Origin of the sequence: Pseudomonas sp. NUPR-001 (assembly GCF_052147955.1) — a bacterium.
GTDB lineage: Bacteria > Pseudomonadota > Gammaproteobacteria > Pseudomonadales > Pseudomonadaceae > Aquipseudomonas.
The window spans coordinates 1923241-1940253 of the sequence record NZ_CP197353.1; the positions used below are offsets into that span (position 1 = coordinate 1923241).

General features: G+C 61.4%; 14 protein-coding genes and 2 pseudogenes. 10 read left to right on the forward strand and 6 right to left on the reverse strand.

Going from position 1 to position 17013, the window contains the following annotated elements:
* Positions 1-100: 100 nt before the first annotated feature.
* Positions 101-1051 (forward strand): annotated as a pseudogene (locus tag ACP6KB_RS08900) (methyl-accepting chemotaxis protein); the annotation flags it as partial.
* A gap of 169 nt (positions 1052-1220) precedes the next feature.
* Here the strand turns inward: ACP6KB_RS08900 and ACP6KB_RS08905 are convergent.
* Positions 1221-2006 carry a sulfite exporter TauE/SafE family protein gene (locus ACP6KB_RS08905; protein ID WP_442113369.1) on the reverse strand — a complete coding sequence of 262 codons (786 nt, stop codon included), beginning with the start codon at positions 2004-2006 and terminating at the stop codon, positions 1221-1223.
* Positions 2007-2168: 162 nt separating this feature from the next.
* Positions 2169-2789, reverse strand: coding sequence for a helix-turn-helix domain-containing protein (locus tag ACP6KB_RS08910; protein ID WP_442113370.1), 621 nt, complete (start codon positions 2787-2789; stop codon positions 2169-2171).
* 125 nt (positions 2790-2914) lie between these two features.
* Between ACP6KB_RS08910 and ACP6KB_RS08915 the strand changes: the two genes are divergently transcribed.
* From ACP6KB_RS08915 to ACP6KB_RS08925, 3 genes are all read left to right on the forward strand, one after another.
* Positions 2915-4045: an NAD(P)/FAD-dependent oxidoreductase gene (locus ACP6KB_RS08915; protein ID WP_442113371.1), complete on the forward strand. Its 1131-nt coding sequence runs from the start codon at positions 2915-2917 to the stop codon at positions 4043-4045.
* A gap of 20 nt (positions 4046-4065) precedes the next feature.
* A complete protein-coding gene (locus tag ACP6KB_RS08920; protein WP_442113372.1) occupies positions 4066-4443 on the forward strand; it encodes a RidA family protein in 378 nt (125 codons plus the stop codon).
* Positions 4444-4516: 73 nt separating this feature from the next.
* Positions 4517-5581, forward strand: coding sequence for a YkvI family membrane protein (locus tag ACP6KB_RS08925; protein WP_442113373.1), 1065 nt, complete (start codon positions 4517-4519; stop codon positions 5579-5581).
* A gap of 45 nt (positions 5582-5626) precedes the next feature.
* On the opposite strand, the gene ACP6KB_RS08930 is transcribed toward ACP6KB_RS08925, so the two are convergent.
* From ACP6KB_RS08930 to ACP6KB_RS08940, 3 genes and pseudogenes are all read right to left on the reverse strand, one after another.
* Positions 5627-6412, reverse strand: a complete 786-nt coding sequence (locus tag ACP6KB_RS08930) for a methyl-accepting chemotaxis protein (RefSeq protein ID WP_400172974.1) — start codon at positions 6410-6412, stop codon at positions 5627-5629.
* A 69-nt stretch (positions 6413-6481) separates the two neighbouring features.
* Positions 6482-7513 (reverse strand): annotated as a pseudogene (locus ACP6KB_RS08935) (HAMP domain-containing protein); the annotation flags it as partial.
* 174 nt (positions 7514-7687) lie between these two features.
* The gene (locus tag ACP6KB_RS08940) at positions 7688-8593 is read right to left on the reverse strand and encodes a LysR family transcriptional regulator (RefSeq protein ID WP_442113374.1); all 906 of its coding nucleotides are present in this window, start codon (positions 8591-8593) and stop codon (positions 7688-7690) included.
* Between the two features lie 124 nt (positions 8594-8717).
* Between ACP6KB_RS08940 and ACP6KB_RS08945 the strand changes: the two genes are divergently transcribed.
* Positions 8718-9164: a PACE efflux transporter gene (locus tag ACP6KB_RS08945; protein WP_442113375.1), complete on the forward strand. Its 447-nt coding sequence runs from the start codon at positions 8718-8720 to the stop codon at positions 9162-9164.
* Positions 9165-9170: 6 nt separating this feature from the next.
* On the opposite strand, the gene ACP6KB_RS08950 is transcribed toward ACP6KB_RS08945, so the two are convergent.
* On the reverse strand, positions 9171-10217 hold the full coding sequence (locus ACP6KB_RS08950; RefSeq protein WP_442113376.1) for a hypothetical protein: 1047 nt from the start codon (positions 10215-10217) through the stop codon (positions 9171-9173).
* Between the two features lie 543 nt (positions 10218-10760).
* On the opposite strand from ACP6KB_RS08950, the gene ACP6KB_RS08955 reads away from it, so the two are divergent.
* The 5 genes from ACP6KB_RS08955 to kdpC all read left to right on the forward strand — a co-directional run bounded on the left by ACP6KB_RS08955 (position 10761) and on the right by kdpC (position 17007).
* A complete protein-coding gene (locus ACP6KB_RS08955; RefSeq protein ID WP_442113377.1) occupies positions 10761-12458 on the forward strand; it encodes a putative bifunctional diguanylate cyclase/phosphodiesterase in 1698 nt (565 codons plus the stop codon).
* Between the two features lie 114 nt (positions 12459-12572).
* The gene (gene kdpF, locus ACP6KB_RS08960; protein WP_442113378.1) at positions 12573-12662 is read left to right on the forward strand and encodes a K(+)-transporting ATPase subunit F; all 90 of its coding nucleotides are present in this window, start codon (positions 12573-12575) and stop codon (positions 12660-12662) included.
* Between the two features lie 8 nt (positions 12663-12670).
* Positions 12671-14365: a potassium-transporting ATPase subunit KdpA gene (gene kdpA / locus ACP6KB_RS08965; protein ID WP_442113379.1), complete on the forward strand. Its 1695-nt coding sequence runs from the start codon at positions 12671-12673 to the stop codon at positions 14363-14365.
* Between the two features lie 10 nt (positions 14366-14375).
* Positions 14376-16430 (forward strand): potassium-transporting ATPase subunit KdpB, encoded by a 2055-nt coding sequence (gene kdpB / locus ACP6KB_RS08970; protein ID WP_442113380.1) that lies wholly within the window; start codon positions 14376-14378, stop codon positions 16428-16430.
* A gap of 16 nt (positions 16431-16446) precedes the next feature.
* Positions 16447-17007 (forward strand): potassium-transporting ATPase subunit KdpC, encoded by a 561-nt coding sequence (kdpC, locus tag ACP6KB_RS08975; protein ID WP_442113381.1) that lies wholly within the window; start codon positions 16447-16449, stop codon positions 17005-17007.
* The last annotated feature ends 6 nt before the right edge of the window (positions 17008-17013 follow it).

Consider the following 17013-nt stretch of genomic DNA (forward strand, 5'->3'; position numbering starts at 1 on the left):
CTGGGCGGCCAGTGCGGTGGTGGCGTGCGGTTTTATCGGTATGCAGGTGGCGGCGCAGTGGCGTCTGCAACAGCGCTTTGCCCAGGCCAGGCGAGTAACGCCAGACAGCTTCGACAGCGAGTTGATTGCCCGTACTTACACCGACGAGCAGGGCCCGCTTGCACAGTTGATGATGACGCTGATCAGCGAGCAGGCCAAGTTGCGCACGGCACTGAGCCGCTCCGGTGACTATGCCAGCCAGACCGAGAGCATGGCCGGCGAAAGTGGCAAGCTGGCGCAAGCGTCGGAAGTGTCGCTGCAGCGTCAGCGTGACGAAACGGATATGGCCGCCACCGCCATGACGCAGATGGCGGCGTCGATTGCCGAGGTGTCTACCCATATTCACGATACCGCCCGCGAGGCCGACGACGTCAACCAGCTGACCCAGGTGGGCTCCGAGGAAGCGGGCAAGACCCGCCTGGTGATCGAGACGCTGCAGCGCACGGTCAATCAGATCAGCCAGTCGGTGGAGCATTTCGCGGACGAAACCCAATCGATTCAGATTGCCTCGAACATGATTCGGCAGATCGCCGACCAGACCAACCTGCTGGCGCTCAACGCCGCGATCGAAGCCGCGCGAGCCGGGGAGCAGGGGCGTGGTTTTGCCGTGGTTGCCGATGAGGTGCGGGCACTGGCATTCAAGACTCAGGAATCGACTGAAACCATTCAAGGCATCATTCAGTCGCTGCACGGCGCGGCCAATCAGGCTGTGGAGATTGCCCGCCAAGGCAGTGATGAAGCCCACACCGGGGTGGAGCAGGTGATCGCTACGCAAACTGCGCTCGACGGTATTGGCGTCGCGGTGGAGCGAATCCACCAGATGACCGAGCAAATGGCCGCAGCCTCCGAGCAGCAGGCCCATGTGGCCGAAGACATCAGCCGACAAATCACCACCATCGCTCAGGTGTCGGAGCAGAATGTCGACATTGCTGCCAGTTCGGCCACGCTGGGGTTGGAGCTGGAACATACCGCGCACGAGATGTATGCGCTGGTGGACCGGTTCAATCGCTAGGCTGCGTGGATAACGCGAAATGGCTGTCGATCAGCCTGGCCAACCGATGTGCGATTGCTGCGCGCGATGGGCGAGTTGCCGGGTTGCCGGGCGCCAGAATTCGGTATTACCGGAGGCGCCTGGGAGGAAGATCAGTTGGGAGGGCAGGGACGTCAACAGAGCCTCTGAGTCAGAATGCCAGCTTGTAACCGATCATCAACAACATCCCTGCCAGGCACGGGCGCAGGACGCTGTCGGAAATACGCCCGGTCAAGTGACTGCCCAGGTAGATGCCCGGCAGTGAGCCTAGCAGCAAGTAGCCCAGCAGCGACCAGTCCATGTTACCCATGCTGGCGTGGCCCAGGCCCGCGACCAGGGTGAGTGGCACGGCGTGAGCGATCTCGGTGCCGATCAGGCGGCGGGTAATCAGGAACGGGTAGAGCAGGAACAGCGCCACAGTACCCAGCGCGCCAGCACCAATGGAGGTCAGCGAGACCATGACGCCGAGGATGATGCCGGTGACCACCGTCAGTGCGTTGAGGCTGGTGCCGCTCAGGTGATAGCGATCACCTGCGTGTTTGCTGGCGAAGGCCTGCAGTTTGCTTTTGAACAAAATGGCCAGGGCGGTGAGCACCAGCACCACGGCCAGGCCTTGTTTGATCACGGCGTTGGCGGCCTGGGTGTCGGCATCCAGAGTGCTGAGGAACCACAGGGTCGCGCCGGCGGCCGGGACGCTGCCCAGGGTCAGCCAACCAGTGATTTTCCAGTCGATGTTCTTCTGCTTGCTGTGCACCCAGACGCCGCTGGCTTTGGTAATGGCGGCGTACAACAGGTCAGTACCCACGGCAGTGGCCGGGCTGATGCCGAACCACAGCAGGATCGGTGTCATCAGAGAACCGCCGCCGACGCCGGTCATCCCGACGATGAAACCTACGATAAGGCCCGCAATGGTAAAGCCGAAAGAACCTACATCCATAATCTACCTAACGCCCAACGTGCCCGTGATCGGATGGCAGCCAGCATAAAGGTTTTTTTATAGCGAAATAGACTAGTTCGTTATTAGGTTATAACTGTAGGAGCGGGCTTGCCCCGCGATAGCGCTCTATCAGACACACCGTCTCGCGGGGCAAGCCCGCTCCTACCGGTCGGTCATCACCACCATCACCTGAGCATCGCTGCCGTCTTCACTCTCCGACAGGTAGATATGCCCGACGTTGCTGTTGAAGTACGCGGTTTCCTGCTCGCCGATACTCACTGATTCACCCGTCTCGAACACGATACGTACACGACCGCTGAGCACCAGGGCAAATTCCTGCCCGGGGTGGCGGATGAATTCATCGAACTGCTGACGCTCACGGGCAATGATGCGGGCGTACATCGGCGTCATCAGACGCTCGGGAAACTCCCCGGCAATCAACTGGTATTCGTAGGTGCCGGTGCTGTATCCGGGGCCCTTGGGCAATGGATGCACCACCACGGTGGTCGACGCTGGTGCCTCACTCATCTCCGAAGTTCGAAACAACTGGGCGATGTCTACATTCAGCGCCCGCGCCGCCGCCGCCAGCTTTTCGTAGCTCACCGAAACCTGCGCCAGTTCCATTTTCGACAAGGTCGACACCGGCACCCCGGAGCGTTCCGACAATTGCTTGAGGGTCAGTTGCTGACTTTTGCGCACCGTGCGCAAACGCGCGCCGACTTCACTGCGGTCGATCGGGGCATGCGTACCAGGGCGGTCGGCAGCAGGGGAGCGGTCACTCATCAAGGGTCTCGGTCAGGCATTACGGAGGCGCATCTTACCGTGGGCGCTTGCGTATTTCTAAATTCTCATATATTAGAATTCTCATAAGTGATAATTTTAATTCCCCTTCAGGCATTGGCAAGGTTATGACGCAGATTTTCGACAGCGTGATCATTGGCGCCGGCATCGCAGGTGCGTCCCTGGGCTACCGGCTGGCTGACCAGCAACGGGTGCTGCTGCTTGAGCGCGAAGCGCAACCCGGTTACCACTCCACCGGGCGTTCGGCGGCGATGTTCATGGAGGCCTATGGCACCGAGCAGATTCAGGCGTTGACCCGCGCCAGCCGCGAATTCTATGAATCGCCGCCGACCGGCTTCTGCGAGCATCGCCTGCTTGAGCCACGCGGCTGCCTGTATGTCGCCAACCTTGAGCAACAGGAACTGCTGGCCAGCAGTTACGCGCAGAACCTGGCCAATGGCACCGAAGTCCACTTGCTCGACCCTGAGGCCGCCGTGGCGATGGTGCCGAGCCTGCGCGGCGAGGCGATTGCCGGTGCCTACCATGAGCCGGGCGCGATGGACCTGGATGTGCATGCGTTGCATCAAGGTTTTTTACGCGGCTTTCGTCAGGCTGGCGGTGAGTTGCGCTGCAATGCCGAGCTGGTGGAAGGCTGCTTTGCCGACGGCCTCTGGCACCTGCACCTGGCCGATGGCAGCGTGCTGCAGGCACGGCAATTGATTAACGCTGCCGGTGCCTGGGCCGATCAGGTCGCCAGGCTCTGCGGCGTGCAGCCGGTTGGCCTGCAGCCGTGCCGGCGCAGTGCGTTTACCTTCGAAGGGCCGCAAGAACAGGCGTTTGCCCAGTGGCCTGCGGTTATCGGCGTGGATGAAAGTTTCTATTTCAAACCCGACGCGGGCCAGCTGCTTGGCTCGCCGGCCAACGCCGATCCAGTTGAACCGCAGGATGTAATGCCGGAAGAGCTCGACGTAGCCATCGGTATCTACAACATCGAAGCGCTGACCACGCTGACGATCCGCCGCCCCAGCCATACCTGGGCCGGGCTGCGTTCCTTTGTCGCCGACGGCGATCTGGTGATTGGCCGCGACCCGCAAAACCCGGCGTTTTTCTGGCTGGCCGCGCAGGGCGGTTACGGCATCCAGTCGGCGGCCGGGGTGTCGCAACTGGCTTGTGCGCTCCTGCTCGATCAGGCGCTTCCCGCTTCCTTGCACCGCCAGGGTGTCGAGCCGCAGCGCTTGTCACCGGCGCGTTTTCGTTGATAACCCAAGAGGACCTTTCCATGAGCTCGACCCTCCAGCGTGTTCCCAGCCATCTGCCGTTTCCGTTCTCCAAGGCGATCAAGGTCGGCGGCTTTGTGTTCCTTTCCGGCCAGGTGCCGATGACTGCCAGCGGCGAAGTGGTGCGTGGCGACATCCAGACCCAGACCCAGGCCACCCTGGAGCGCATTGGCGAAACCCTGGCCGAATGCGGCGTCGGCTTCGGCCAGGTGGTCAAGGCCACCGTGTGGCTGTCGGACATGGCGCATTTCGCCGGTTTCAACGAGGTCTACAAAACCTTCTTTGCCGAAGGCTATCCGGTGCGTTCAACGGTGAGCGCCGGGCTTGCCCTGGGCGTGGATGTGGAGATCGAAGTACAGGCCTGGATCGGTCACGACTGAGTCCGCCTGCTTGCGTGGTGCTGGGTAAAAACAACAAGGTCCGACCAGGGCCATAGATGCCAGAGGGTTCGAGATGAAAGAACAGCTGAAAATTGCAGGCGCCTTTATTGGCGTGATCGTCGGTGCAGGTTTTGCCTCAGGGCGGGAGCTGCTGCTGTTTTTCGTCAACTTCGGCCTCTGGGGGCTACTCGGCACACTGGTCAGCGCAGCGCTGTTCACTTTTCTCGGCATGGCCCTGGCCGGACTCGGCAATCGCTTGCAGGCGGCGTCGCACAAAGATGTGGTGTACGCCATATGTGGGCGCTACCTGGGGGTGTTCGTCGACCTGTTGATCACCTTCTTCATGTTCGGTGTCACGGTGGTGATGCTCGCGGGCGGCGGTGCCTTGCTCGAACAGCAGTTCGGCATCCCAGCGCTGACCGGTAGCGTTCTGGTTACCGTGCTGGTGGTGGCAGTGGTGTGCCTGGATGTGCAGAAGGTCATCATGCTGATCGGCGCGGTTACGCCGTTCCTGATCCTCGCTGCGGTTGCCATTGCGATGTACGCGGTGTTCACCCGTGATTTGAGCTTTAGCGCTTTGGACCAAATCGCCAGTCAGCAGGAGGCGGGTGCCAGTCACTGGCTGCTGGGGGCCTTGTTGTATGTGTCGTACAACGTGGTGGCCGGCGCGCCGATGTTGGCGATCCTGGGTGGTTCCGCACGCCTGGAGAAAACCGCGATCTGGGGCGGCATTCTGGGTGGTGCAGGCTTGGGTGGCTTGATGCTGGTGATGAGCGCCGGGTTGCTTTCGCGTCTGGATTCGGTGGCCGATTTGCCGATGCCGATGCTGTCGATTGCCAGTGAAATTTCCCCCGCGCTGGGCGTGATCATGTGCGTGATTATCTTCGGCATGATCGTTAACACGGCCGTGGGCATGCTCTATTCGTTTCTGGCGCGGCTGTTACCGGCGGGCACCCGTAGTTTCCGTGTCGGCTCTGTTGTGGCAGGCGTGGCGGCGTTTGTCTGTAGCCTGATTGGCTTTATCAGCCTGGTCGGCCAGGTTTATCCGCTGTTCGGTTACTTGGGTTTTGTGGTCATGCTGGCGGTGCTGGTCGGCTGGCTGCGCATGGGCAGAATCAAGCGCGCGGTGGTGGCCTGAGGCAAAACGCCGGGCGCGGGCAGAGGGCCCGCACCCGGCGTTGACTCAGATTTTGAAGCTGTCGACCAACTGCTTCAAACGCCCGGCCTGCTGGGCCAACGCGTCGCAATGACGCAGGGTGTCATTGAGGTTGGCCACCCCTTGCTGGTTCAACACGTTGATCTGGGTGATGTCCAGATTGAGGCTCTCGACCACGGCGGTCTGCTCTTCAGTGGCCGCAGCCACCGACTGGTTCATGCCGTCGATCTCACCGATACGCTGGGTCACGCTGCTCAGGCGCTCACCGGCCTGGTTGGCGACCATCACGCTCTCTTCGCTCGATACCTGGCTGGCGTTCATGTTGTGCACCGCTTCACGTGAACCGACCTGCAGGGTGGTGATCATCTTGTGGATCTCTTCGGCCGACTCCTGGGTACGGTGTGCCAGGTTGCGCACTTCGTCGGCCACCACGGCAAAACCGCGTCCGGCTTCACCGGCACGAGCGGCTTCGATGGCGGCGTTGAGGGCCAGCAGGTTGGTTTGCTGGGAGATGCCTTTGATCACATCGAGAATCTGCCCGATGTCGTCGGTGCTGGCATTGAGCGTTTCGATCTGCTCGCACGACTCACTGATTTTCTGCGACAGCGAGGTCATCGCCGAGATGGTTTCTTCCACCACCTGACGGCCATCGTTGGCCTGTTCGCTGGCGCCGCTGGCGTGCTGCGAAGCATCGGCGGCGTTGCGGGCGATTTCCTGGGTGGCGGCGCCCAGCTCGTTGATCGCGGCGGCCACGCTATTGGTGCGCATGCTTTGCTCTTCGGAGCCGATGATCGAGGCGTTGGAGGCGCTCATCACCCGTTCCGACAAGTCATGCACCTGGCGGGTGGCGGAGGAAACTTCGGCAATCGAGGCGTGAATACGCTCGACAAACTGGTTGAAGGCCGCGGCCAATTCGCCGAACTCGTCCTTGTTCTCGACTGTCAGGCGGCGGGTCAGGTCGCCTTCGCCTTGAGCGATGTCTTGCATGGCACGGCCCATGGTGGTCAGCGGGCGCATCAGCACAGGGATCAGCAGGCTCAGCAGGCCGGCGATGGCGGCCACGGCAATGAGCATGGCGATAATGGCCGAAGTGCGGAACTTGCTGATAGGCGCGTAGGCTTTGTCTTTGTCGATGGACAGGCCGATGTACCAGTCCGCCGAAGGCAGGCCACTGACCGGGGCGAACGAGATGATTCGCTCTTTGCCGCCCAGGGTCACGTCATGAATGCCCGGTGCCACTTGCACGGTGCTGCCTGGGTAGATGTCCTTGAGGTTTTTCATGACATGGTCTTTGTCCGGGCTGACGATCACCTGGCCGTTGCCGTCTACCAGGAAGGCATGGCCGATACCGCCGAAGTCCACCGCGTTGATGATCTCGACCAGGGTCGCCAGGCTCAGGTCACCACCGACAACGCCGAGCAGCTCGCCGTTGGCGTTGCTCTTCACCGGCATGGCAATGGTCACCACCAGGCCACCGACTGCCGCCATGTAGGGCGGGGTCAGCATGGTCTTATTGGCGGAGACGGCGGCGCTGTACCACGGGCGTTGGCGCGGGTCGTAGCCATCAGGCATTTTCGCGTCCGGGCGCTGGGTGAACACACCGTTGGCCTGTCCGACGTAGGTGAACTGGAAGTTGCGGGTGAAGGCCGGCTGGTCGACCAACCCGGCAAAATCGGCGTTGGCGCCCTGATGGGCGACGTTCTGGGCCAGGTTCTCCAACACCAGAATGCGTCCGCTCATCCAGTTCTGCACACTGCTGGCGGTTTGCGCGCCGGCCTGTCTGACCGACGACTCGATGTTCTGTCGGATGCTGTTGCGTTGCAGGTAATCGTTGTAGAGGGTGAACAAAGCAAATGCCAGAACCACGACGCCGCAGGCGGACAGCAGGATCTTGTGGCGAAATTTCAGGTTCATGTTCCGAGACCTTGGCCAGTAAGGAGGAGTGCCGAGCGGTGCTTTTGGCGAGTGCTCGTACCTATCCACACCGCTATCGGCCTGGGCTGGGAAAAATTGAAAGGCAAATTGCCGCAGGCCGTGACAGGTTTTTTTGCACCGGTAGGAGCGGGCTTGCCCCGCGATCGCGTTCTGTTAGACACACCGCATCGCGGGGCAAGCCCGCTCCAACTGCCGGACCAATTCCTGAGCCGCCTTCTGTAACGGTTGATTGTGTCGCCAGAACGCATGCACCGGCAATTGCAGCTCGTTACGGGTGTTGTTGAAATCCAGGCGCAGTAAACGTCCGGCCTCCAGCAGCGGTGCAACCTGTGACAACGGAAAATCGCCCCAGCCCAGGCCCGCTTCAACCATGTCCACGGCCATGCTCAGGCTGTCGGTGCGCCAATGCGCTTTGCCGATCAGCGCGCGGGTGTCGGTGATCGGCAGGTCACGATTGGCCACCAGAATTTGCCGGACATTGACCAGGTCTTCGAGGCTGGCGATCTGCCGCGGTTGGCGCTGCAGGGCAGGGTGCTGCGGCGAAATGGTCGCCACCAGCGACTCCATGCCGATGTTCTGGAAGCGTTGCTGCGGGTTGACGGTTAACCCGGCGAAGGCCAGGCACAGATTGACCCGGCCACTGTGCAGCAGGTGCAGGGCTTCTTCCTGAGGGGCGCTCAGGACCTCGACCTCCAGCAACGGATAACGCTCGCTGAGGGCCTTGATTGCCGCCAGCAGCGGCTGGTGATCGATGTCCGGTACCACACTGATGGCCAAGGTGCTTTCCAGCCCTTGCGATAACTCCAGGGCATGTACCTGCAACTGCCCCAGTTGCGCGGCAATCATGCGTGCATGCGGCGCCAGGGCCAGGGCCTGCGCGCTGGGCCGGGTTTCGCGGTGGGTACGTTCGAACAGGCTGTAACCCAACTCGGCCTCAAGGTGCCCGACGGCCATGCTCACCGCCGAGGGTACGCGCCCCAGGGCGCGGGCGGCGGCCGAGAACGAACCGTGATCAAGCACGGCGAGAAACAGTTGGATGTTATCGCTGGAAAAATTCAAATCGGCTATCTCCTTTCAGTTAAGTTGATAGCTGCTGACTTTTTCTGTCAATAACACTGATGCAATCATGCGCACCGCTGCCGCCTGAATGGGTGGCGTTTGTAGATGCAATTGAGGTACTACGGTGCAAGGTGTAAAACGCAAACTGGTCTATGTGACCGCCTACGAAGCTATTGGCCTGTGTCTGTCGACCCTGGGGTTGGCCTACCTGTCAGACACGGCGCCCAGCCATACAGGGCCGCTGGCGGTGATGATCACCACCATCGCGATGGCCTGGAACTTTATCTACAACATCTTGTTCGAGCGCTGGGAAAGCCGCCAGGCCACGCGCGGGCGCAGTGTCACCCGGCGTGTGGTGCATGCCATTGGCTTCCAGCTGACCCTGGTGGTGTACCTGATTCCGTTGATTGCCTGGTGGCTGGACATGAGCCTGGTCGAAGCCTTCCTGGTGGACCTGGCCTTTATCATCCTGATCCCTTGCTACACCTTCTTCTACAACTGGCTGTTCGATCGCCTGTTTGGCCTGCCGACTTCGGCACAGGTGCTGGAGGACAAACCCGTGGCAGCCTGAAGCGGGCTACTGGGCCGGCAGCACGATGCGTAACGAGCCGCGCTCGGGCTCCTGTTGCAGTTGCCGGGCGCCGAGCAGGTTCTCTTCGATTTCGCCGGACAGGTAGTACACCCCGGCCATGGCGCCGGTCTTGCGGTTTTCCATCAGCTCACGCCATTCCTCATTGAGGGCCACATTGAGGATCACCCGCAACTGCTCGACCATTTGCGGTTGTTCCTGGTTGTGCGTGATGACGCCGTAACCGGTCGCCGCCACCGAGATCAACGCCCCGGCGACACGGCCCACTGCGCTGGCCACGGCACTGGCGATACCGCGCGGTGCCAGGGTTGCCCCGAGTTTTTCACTGGCCTGTTGCGCCACCGATGACAGGCCGACGTCTGAGCGCTGGGTGCCGGCGCGCACGGCACTGTGCATTTGCGCGAGTAGCGCCGCATAGCCTGACTGCTGGTTCAGGGGCTTACTGAACAGCAGTTGATACAGCGAGGCATTGCGTGCTGCAGGCGGCCCGAGGTTGATGGCCTGGATGCGCGTCAGGCGCAGATTGAGCTGCTCGGGTGGGGCCCGGTAGCGCTGGGCGATCTGTTGCACTTGCTGGCCCAGTAACTGCAGGTACAGCTCCATGGCGCGCACACGAATGCCTTCGGGGTCGATCTCCTTGGCCACCTGATCGAGCACGCGTTGGTGATACTGTTCCTGCAGGTACAAGGCCAGACGCTTTTCCGGAGGATCTTTGCCCTCACCGCTGTTCATCTTGTACCAGGCCACTTTCATGGTCAGCCATTGCTGGGTCCAGTAACCGGTGAACCAGGGGATGAAATCGCTTTCGGTAAATTGCTGTACGCGGTCTTTCCAAACACGCATGGAGCGCCGCGCGTAGTCATTGACCGAGCTGGTGTTGGCCAGCGAAGCATCGATGATTTCCCGGTCGATCTGCTCCCAGGTGGCGGGGCTCAGTTGCACCGGCGGTGGCTCGACTGCTGGCTGGCGCGAGGCGCAACCGCCCACGGCAAGCAGCACAATGAACACCAGCAGCAGAGGGGAACAAGGGGTCACCAGCGCTACCCCCTTGCGATGGGATGTTTGCCAGGATGGGTACCTCGATGATTTCAGTATAGTTGCGAGGGGGCGGCAGGATGCATCAGAAGGTAATAAGACCGAGGCTCGATGGCGCCGGCTTCGACCTTGCCTGATAAAGGGATATCGACGTCCGATGTTTTCATGCCTGACCGTTTGATCAGCTTAAAATCAATGAAAAACAATTGGTTATGTGAATCAATAGCCATTTGGTAGAAGAAAAACCGTCACCGCTGGTTACAAAAATGTGATGTAATTTGTAGGGTTATTTGACTGTTTTATTACACCGCGTCGCGCAGGGTCTGACACCTTGCCGCTCATTCCTCAGGCCGCGGTAAAGGGAGTGTTAACGTGTGTCTGTACCTGCCGGTTGCCTCAGCCGAACCACGGTTCGCCGAAGGCCAATCGCGTATTCCTGCAATTTTGCGCCGCTACCCGTGTAGCGATACGAGAACACTTTCTAGTGGGCTGTGTGCCCTGGTCGAGCGTTTCACGCGCTGACTTTCCAGGGACGAGGCTTTCATGGACGACAACTACCGCGCAGCCGTTGATGCGGCGGCGATCTTTTCTGAAACCGACCTCAGTGGTCGGATCACTTACGTCAACGAACAGTTCTGCAGCATTTCCGGCTACAGCCGCGATGAGCTGCTGGGCGCCAACCACCGTATTCTCAATTCCGGCCTGCACGAGCCGGCGTTTTTCCAGGGCATGTGGCGGGCCCTGATGGCTGGCAAGGTCTGGAAAGGCGAGATCTGCAACCGTGCCAAGGACGGTTCGCTGTATTGGGTCGACAGCACCATGGTGCCGCTGATCGATCCGGCCAGTGGCCGGGTGCGCAAGTACGTGTCGATTCGCTTCGATGTAACGGAGAAGCGCCAGCTCCTGCATACCTTGCAGTGGCGGGTAGGGCATGACGTACTTACCGGCCTGCCTAATCGCGCCTACCTGTCCGACCTGCTCAATCAGGCGTTGGAGTTCTCGCGGCGAGAAGGCAAAGCCTTGGCCGTGTGCATGCTTGATCTGGATGGCTTCAAGGCGGTCAACGACGGCTACGGCCATGCCTGCGGCGACTTGCTGCTGGTGGAAGTGGCCACTCGGCTCAAGGGTATTTTGCGCGGCGGTGACGCCGTGGCCCGTCTCTCTGGCGACGAGTTCGTGCTGATTTTGCGCGATGTGCCAGACCCTGCCCAGTTGCAACTGGCGCTGGACCGGGTGCTGCGGGCGATCGCTGCGCCGTACCTGATTCGCGAGCGTGAGGTCAGTGTCAGCGCCAGTATCGGGGTGACCTTATTCCCCCTCGACAATGAAGACGCCGACACCCTGGTCCGCCATGCCGATCAGGCCTTGTACGTGGCCAAACAGCGTGGGCGCAATCGCTATCACTTGTTCGATGTGTCGCTGGACCGTGAGGTCAAGGCCACCCACCAGACCGTGGCGCGGGTGCGTCAGGCCCTGAACAAGGGTGAGCTGTGCCTGCATTACCAGCCCAAGGTCAACATGCGCAGCGGCAAGATCCTCGGTTTTGAAGCCCTGCTGCGTTGGCGGCACCCACTCAAAGGCCTGGTGACGCCGGGCGAATTTTTGCCGCTGGTGGAACAGACCGACTTGATTGTCGACATCGGCGAATGGGTGATCGATCAGGCGCTGGCGCAGATGCAGCGCTGGCAGGAGGCCGGGCATGTCTGGCCGGTGAGCGTGAACATTGCTGCCCGGCATTTCCACCGTGGCGATTTTGTCGAGCGTCTAGAGCGTTTGCTGGCACGCCATGCGGCCGTACCTGCACAGATGCTCGACCTGGAAATTGTCGAGTCGGTGGCGATCGAAAATATCCAGCGGGTCAGCCAGTGCCTGGAAGCGTGTCAGCAACTGGGCGTGCAATTCTCGCTGGATGATTTCGGTACGGGCTACTCGTCCTTGAGTTATCTCAAGCGCTTGCGCACACGCACGATCAAAATCGACAAGTCGTTCGTGCGCGACATCCTCCATGACCTGGATGACCTGGCCCTGACCCAGGCGGTGATCAGCCTGGCCACCGCCTTCGGCCGCCAGGTGATTGCCGAGGGTGTGGAAACGGTCGAGCACGGTCTGGTACTGATGGGCCTGGGCTGCGATGTGGCCCAAGGCTACGGCATCGCCCGGCCGATGCCGCCGCAGGCGGTGATCGGCTGGGTTGCCGAGTACATTCAACCGCCGCAATGGGCAGCACTTAAAGGAGGCTGAGCGGCATTTTTACGTAATCTTTATGGCCGGGCTGGCCTCCTGATCTCGCACCTTTACAGGTGCTCTACCGACAATGACCGTCAGCGGCAAGTGCCGTAAGGACGGAGAGTTTCGATGAGCATTGTGGACGGGGTGTCACTGCTGTTGGCAGTGGCGTTGATGATCTACCTGATGGTCGCGCTGCTGCGCGCAGACCGGGGTTAGGAGCAGCCATGCACAGTTACGATTACGCGTTGTTGCTGGCGTTCTTCGCGCTGGTATTGCTCCCGGCACCCTGGCTGGGGCGTTTTTATTACAAGGTCATGGAAGGCCAGCGCACCTGGCTGTCACCCGTTTTGGGGCCAGTGGAGCGTGGCTGCTACAAGCTCTCCGGGGTCAATGCTGAAACCGAGCACAGCTGGAAGCAATATGCCCTGGCCTTGTTGGCTTTCAACCTCGCGGGCTTCGTGCTGGTGTTCTCGGTTCTGCTGTTGCAGGGCTACCTGCCACTCAACCCGCAGAAGCTGCCGGGGCAGGAGTGGTCGTTGGCATTCAACACGGCGGTGAGTTTCGTCACCAACACCAACTGGCAGGCCTACAGCGGTGAAGCATCGGTCAGCTACCTGAGCCAGATGATCGGCCTGACTGTGCAGAACTTCGTCAGTGCCGCCACCGGCCTGGCGGTGTTGGTTGCGCTGTGTCGCGGCATTGCCCGGCGTTCGGCCAGTACCCTGGGGAATTTCTGGGTCGACATGACCCGTGCCACCCTCTATGGCTTGTTGCCGCTGTGCCTGCTGCTGGCCTTGTTTCTGGTCTGGCAGGGCGTGCCGCAAACCTTCAGTCATTACGTCCAGGCCTTGACCTTGCAGGGCACTGAGCAAACCATCCCGCTCGGCCCGGCGGCCAGCCAGATTGCCATCAAACAATTGGGCACCAATGGCGGTGGCTTCTTTGGTGTCAACTCGGCGCACCCGTTCGAGAACCCAACGGCCTGGAGCAATCTGTTCGAAATGGCCTCGATCATTCTGATCTCGGCGGCGCTGGTGTTCACCTTCGGTCACTACGTCAAGGACCTGCGCCAGAGCCGGGCGATCATCGCCTGCATGTTGGCACTGTTCCTGATCGGTGGCGGTACTGCACTGTATTCGGAGTACCAGGCCAACCCGAGCTTGAACAACCCTCAGGTGGAGCAGAGCGCACCGCTGGAAGGCAAGGAAAACCGCCTCGGCACCACTGCCAGTGTGCTCTGGACGGTGACCACCACCGCAGCCTCGAACGGCTCGGTCAACAACATGCATGACAGCCTCAACCCCATCAGCAGCATGGTCGCGCTGGTCAACATGATGGTCGGCGAGGTGATCTTCGGCGGCGTTGGCGCCGGGCTTTACGGCATGTTGCTCAACGTGCTGATTGCCGTGTTCCTGGCGGGTTTGATGATTGGCCGCACCCCGGAATACCTGGGCAAAAAGCTTCAGGCGCGGGAAGTACAACTGCTGGTGGCAACCTTGCTGGTGATGCCGGTGGGTGTGCTGGTGCTTGGCGCCCTGGCGGCGAGCCTGCCCGGCCCGGCAGCGTCAGTGACCAACCCGGGTGCCCACGGCTTCAGCCAGGTGCTGTACGCCTACACCTCGGCCAGTGCCAACAATGGTTCGGCGTTTGCCGGCTTCGGCGCCAACACCACCTTCCACAACCTGATGTTGGGCCTGGGCATGTTGATCGGCCGCTTCGGTTACATCCTGCCGGTGCTGGCCCTGGCGGGCAGCCTGGCGCTGAAGAAGACCGCGCCCATCGGTGCGAACAGCTTTCCGACTCACGGCCCGCTGTTCGCCACCTTGCTGGTGGTAACCATCCTGTTGATCGGTGGCCTGACGTTCTTGCCGGCCCTGGCCCTTGGCCCGATCACTGAACACTTGAGCCTGGGTTTCTGAGGAGCGAATCATGAACATGCCGATTCCTGAAGTGAAAGCGGCCCCGGCTGCAGTGGCTCGCACTAGCTTTGCCGCCCTGTGGCGCCCAGCGTTGCTGCAGGCGTTTATCAAGCTTGACCCGCGTCAGTTGAAACGCTCGCCGGTGATGCTGGTGGTGGAACTGACGGCGATCTTCACCACCGTGCTGTGCCTGATACCTGACAGTGCTGTGCCGGTGACCGTGGCGGTGCAGATCGCTCTGTGGTTGTGGTTCACCGTGCTGTTCGCCAACTTTGCCGAAGCCCTGGCCGAAGGCCGCGGCAAGGCCCGTGCCGACAGCCTCAAGGCCGGTAGCCAGGGGCTGAACGCGCGGCGTCGTAACGCCTCGGGCAGTTTCGAGACGGTGCCTGCCACCAGCCTGCGCAAGGACGATGTGGTCAAAGTGGTTGCCGGCGAGATGATCCCCGGTGACGGTGAAGTGCTCGAAGGGATTGCGGCAGTCAACGAGTCTGCAATCACCGGCGAATCGGCACCGGTGATCCGCGAGTCTGGCGGTGACCGTTCAGCGGTGACCGGCAATACACGCCTGGTGTCCGACTGGTTGCTGATCCGTATTACCAGCAACCCGGGCGAGTCGACCCTGGACCGCATGATCGCCCTGGTCGAGGGCGCCAAGCGCCAGAAGACGCCCAATGAGATCGCCCTGGACATCCTGCTGATCGGCCTGACCATGATCTTCCTGGTGGTTGTGGTGACCTTGCAGCCGTTCGCCCACTTTGCTGGCGGCAGTATCCCGCTGGTGTTCCTGGTGGCGCTGTTGGTGACCTTGATCCCCACCACCATCGGCGGTCTGCTCTCGGCCATCGGCATCGCCGGTATGGATCGCCTGGTACGGCTGAATGTCATCGCCCGCTCTGGTCGCGCCGTGGAAGCCGCCGGTGATGTGCATGTGCTGATGCTCGACAAGACCGGCACCATCACCTTCGGCAACCGCCGCTGCAGTGCTTTGCATGCCGCACCAGGGGTGACCAGCAAGGAACTGGGGGAGGGCGCGTTGCTGGCCTCGCTGGCCGATGACACCGCCGAGGGCAAGTCGATTGTCGAGTACCTGCGCCAGTTGCACGACTTCGCCGAGCCGCGTGCCGAGCAACTGACGCCGGTGCCGTTCAGCGCCGAGACGCGCTTGTCTGGCGTTGACTACCAGCAGCGTCAACTGCGCAAGGGCGCGGTGGATTCGGTACTGGCGTTTGTCGGCATGCAGCGTCTGGAAATGCCAGCCTCGCTGGCCCGCGAAGTGGACAAGATTGCCCAGAGTGGCGGCACGCCGTTGTTGGTGTGTGCGGATAAACGCCTGCTGGGCGTGATTCACCTCAAGGACGTGGTCAAGCCCGGTATTCGCGAGCGCTTTGCCGAGCTGCGCAAGCTGGGTATTCGCACGGTGATGGTGACCGGTGACAACCCGTTGACCGCCGCCGCCATCGCTGCCGAAGCCGGTGTTGACGATGTGCTGGCCGAAGCCACGCCAGAGAAGAAACTCGCACGCATTCGTCAGGAGCAGAACGATGGCCGCCTGGTGGCCATGTGCGGTGACGGCGCTAACGACGCGCCAGCGCTGGCCCAGGCCGATGTCGGCATGGCCATGAACGACGGTACCCAGGCCGCGCGTGAGGCCGCCAACATGGTGGACCTGGACAGCGACCCGACCAAACTGCTGGATGTGGTTCAGGTCGGCAAGGAACTGTTGGTGACCCGCGGCGCCTTGACCACGTTCTCGATTGCCAACGACGTGGCCAAGTACTTCGCCATCCTGCCGGCGCTGTTCGCCGCCATTTACCCGCAGTTGGGCGTGCTCAATCTCATGCAATTGAATAGCCCGCAGAGCGCGATTCTGTCGGCCATCGTCTTCAACGCGCTGATCATCGTCGTGTTGATACCGCTGGCCTTGCGTGGGGTACGGGTACAGGCCGCGAGTGCCGCGCATCTGTTGCGGCGCAACCTGCTGATCTATGGCCTGGGTGGGCTGATCGTACCGTTTGCCGGGATCAAATTGATCGACATGCTGCTTAGCGCTTTGCACCTGGTTTGATGCCAAGGAGATGAACATGACAATGTACCTTCGTCCGGCCGTGAGCCTGATCATGCTGATGACCCTGATCACCGGCGTGGCTTACCCGCTGGTGGTCACCGGAGTGGCGCAAGTGGCGTTCCCGGAGCAAGCCAACGGCAGTCTGCTGCGCGATGATCAAGGCCAGGTGCGCGGATCGCTGCTGATCGCCCAGGCGTTCAGCGGCGATGCCTGGTTCCACTCACGGCCATCAGCAGCCGACTACGCCACCGTGGCCAGCGGTGCCAGCAACCTGGCACCGAGCAATCCGGCCCTGGCCCAGCGCATCAATGACAGCGCCGCGCAGCAGTACAGCCCGGCGCAGGGCCCGATCCCACTGGACCTGCTGACCACCTCGGGCAGTGGCCTGGACCCGCACCTGTCACCTGCTGCCATCGCCTATCAGTTACCGCGTGTTGCCGCGGCGCGGCAACTCGATACGCAGGCCTTGCAAGCCCTGGTCGAGCAGTCCACCCTGCAGCCATTGATTGGCCCGCCGGTGGTCAATGTACTGACCTTGAACGCCGCCCTTGAACGGCTGGCCCCGGCCTTGAAGTAAGGACAT

What these genes read in the sequence shown, in the direction of transcription:
- ACP6KB_RS08905 (WP_442113369.1), bottom strand. Translation starts at nt 2,006, where the DNA reads ATGGATGTAGGTTCTTTCGGCTTTACCATTGCGGGCCTTATCGTAGGT.
- ACP6KB_RS08910 (WP_442113370.1), bottom strand. Translation starts at nt 2,789, where the DNA reads ATGAGTGACCGCTCCCCTGCTGCCGACCGCCCTGGTACGCATGCCCCG.
- ACP6KB_RS08915 (WP_442113371.1), top strand. Translation starts at nt 2,915, where the DNA reads ATGACGCAGATTTTCGACAGCGTGATCATTGGCGCCGGCATCGCAGGT.
- ACP6KB_RS08920 (WP_442113372.1), top strand. Translation starts at nt 4,066, where the DNA reads ATGAGCTCGACCCTCCAGCGTGTTCCCAGCCATCTGCCGTTTCCGTTC.
- ACP6KB_RS08925 (WP_442113373.1), top strand. Translation starts at nt 4,517, where the DNA reads ATGAAAGAACAGCTGAAAATTGCAGGCGCCTTTATTGGCGTGATCGTC.
- ACP6KB_RS08930 (WP_400172974.1), bottom strand. Translation starts at nt 6,412, where the DNA reads ATGAGCGCCTCCAACGCCTCGATCATCGGCTCCGAAGAGCAAAGCATG.
- ACP6KB_RS08955 (WP_442113377.1), top strand. Translation starts at nt 10,761, where the DNA reads ATGGACGACAACTACCGCGCAGCCGTTGATGCGGCGGCGATCTTTTCT.
- kdpF (WP_442113378.1), top strand. Translation starts at nt 12,573, where the DNA reads ATGAGCATTGTGGACGGGGTGTCACTGCTGTTGGCAGTGGCGTTGATG.
- kdpA (WP_442113379.1), top strand. Translation starts at nt 12,671, where the DNA reads ATGCACAGTTACGATTACGCGTTGTTGCTGGCGTTCTTCGCGCTGGTA.
- kdpB (WP_442113380.1), top strand. Translation starts at nt 14,376, where the DNA reads ATGAACATGCCGATTCCTGAAGTGAAAGCGGCCCCGGCTGCAGTGGCT.
- kdpC (WP_442113381.1), top strand. Translation starts at nt 16,447, where the DNA reads ATGACAATGTACCTTCGTCCGGCCGTGAGCCTGATCATGCTGATGACC.